At 44.3% G+C, this 2,065-nt stretch carries 2 protein-coding genes; one reads left to right on the top strand and one right to left on the bottom strand.

Annotated features, from left to right (window positions below; all coding sequences use genetic code 11):
* A partial coding sequence (locus AB4653_RS26590; RefSeq protein WP_372105724.1) for a bifunctional molybdopterin-guanine dinucleotide biosynthesis adaptor protein MobB/molybdopterin molybdotransferase MoeA occupies positions 1-1,444 on the top strand: 1,444 nt, incomplete at its 5' end.
* Between the two features lie 122 nt (positions 1,445-1,566).
* On the opposite strand, the gene AB4653_RS26595 is transcribed toward AB4653_RS26590, so the two are convergent.
* On the bottom strand, positions 1,567-2,065 hold a 499-nt coding region (locus AB4653_RS26595; RefSeq protein WP_372105725.1), incomplete at its 5' end, for a GGDEF domain-containing protein.

Raw genomic sequence — 2,065 nt, forward strand, 5'->3', positions numbered from 1 at the left:
TGAAGTGGGTAAACCTTGGTTGTACCAAAACGATGACAACATCATTGCTATTGCTGCTGATAGCCACGTTGAATCTGACTTACCTCAAATGTCGATCAACGACTTAGAAGCGATTCGTGATTTCATCATCGATTACGCGCAGTCCTTTGACCTTTCCTCTACAAAAGGCAAAGCAGCGTCATGCTCATCTTCAAAAGACGCAGCGCCCGCGGTGTGTTGTGATTCGTTCTCTCCAGCAGGTTTAACCGTAACTCAGGGCCAACAAAAGATTGTTGATAGCATTGACGCGCTTGATCTCACAGAGAGTGTTGAATTACTGCAAGGCTACGGTCGTGTGTTGGCTGAAGATGTGATCTCGCCAATCAACGTCCCACAGAATACTAATTCTGCAATGGATGGCTACGCGATTCGTAGTGAAGATCTTGAATTGGATAGCTACAACATTGTTGCTGAAGTTATGGCTGGTCACAGCTACGACAAAACCGTTCAACAAGGTGAAGCTGTTAAGATCATGACGGGTGCACCAATGCCAGATGGCGTTGATGTTGTTGTGATGCGTGAGCAAGCCGTGCAAGATGGCGATAAAGTTAGCTTCCCAGATGCGAAAATCTCCGTTGGACAAAATGTCCGTATGGCCGGTGAAGATTTAGAAATTGGCCAACCTGTCTTTACACGTGGCACACGCATCGAAGCACCAGAAATGGGTATGATGGCGTCGTTAGGTTTCGGTACCTGCCCTGTTCTGCGTAAAGTGAAGGTGGGTGTGTTCTCAACGGGTGATGAAGTTCAGGCACCGGGCGTTGAGCAAAAGCCAAACTCTATCTACGACTCGAACCGTTTCACTATCATCGGCATGCTTCAAAAGCTAGGTTGCGACATCGTTGATTACGGCATTATCGAAGATGACGAACAAAAGATGATGGATGTACTTCATGCTGCGTCGTTAGAGACCGATATGGTTCTGACTTCTGGTGGCGTGTCTGTTGGTGATGCTGACTACATCAAACTCGCGTTAGATAAGTTGGGTGAGATTAACTTCTGGCGTATCAACATGCGTCCAGGTCGCCCTCTTGCTTACGGCAAAATTGAAGACAAACCTTTCTTCGGTTTACCTGGCAACCCAGTAGCCGTGATGGTGTCGTTCATTAACTTTGTAGAACCTGCAATCCGCAAGCTACAAGGTCAAACTAACTGGACACCAGTGAAAGCGAACGCGATAGCGACTGAGCAATTACGTTCTCGTCAAGGTCGTACTGAGTTCAGCCGTGGCGTGTTCTCAATGAACGAATCAGGCGTGCTTGAAGTAAAAACAACCGGTAAGCAAGGTTCAGGTATTCTACGTTCAATGAGCGAAGCAAACTGTCTAATCGAGATTTCACCAGCGGTAGACACTGTAAAAGCCGGTGAAACGGTGACGATCATTCCTTTGCAAGGTCGTGTGTAAATAAACAAGATTGTTAGCTTTAAGCTAGCGAATTCAGAGTAATACATACTCTAAATAGATGAAGCCCCTGATATTGGATATCAGGGGCTTTCTTTTTATGGGGGGTTGTATACAGAGTTGAACTAAACAAGCTCGACTTTAAGTAATCTGCAATCGACCAAATTATAGTTGTTACGGCCATTTTCTTTGATTTGATAGAGCTGTTTGTCTGCAATATCACAAATCATTTTAAAGTTTCGATCCACATTGTCACTGGCTAAGTCGACGTTAACCCCACCAATAGAGAGTGTTAATTGTTCCGCATAGAGAGCTTTAGGGTTTGCTAATTTGACTTCATTTAACATCTTTCGCAGAGTGACAACCTTATTTTCAATATCACTACTACTCTGTCCGAAGCAAATCGCCATGAACTCATCACCGCCATATCTGAAAAGGTAGTCATTCTTGGTTGTGAATGTTTTTTTAAGTAAGCGACTGATAATACGAAGCGCTTCGTCGCCCTCTAAATGCCCATGAAAATCGTTATAAGCTTTATACTCGTCAACATCGATCATAAGGACCGCTAGAGATTGTTTTTGGTAGTAAGCGTTATGTATTAAGACTGGCGTGATGTTATCTAAT

The organism is Vibrio sp. 10N.222.48.A3 (assembly GCF_041475345.1).
In the GTDB taxonomy this organism is placed as follows: Bacteria; Pseudomonadota; Gammaproteobacteria; order Enterobacterales; family Vibrionaceae; genus Vibrio; species Vibrio tasmaniensis_A.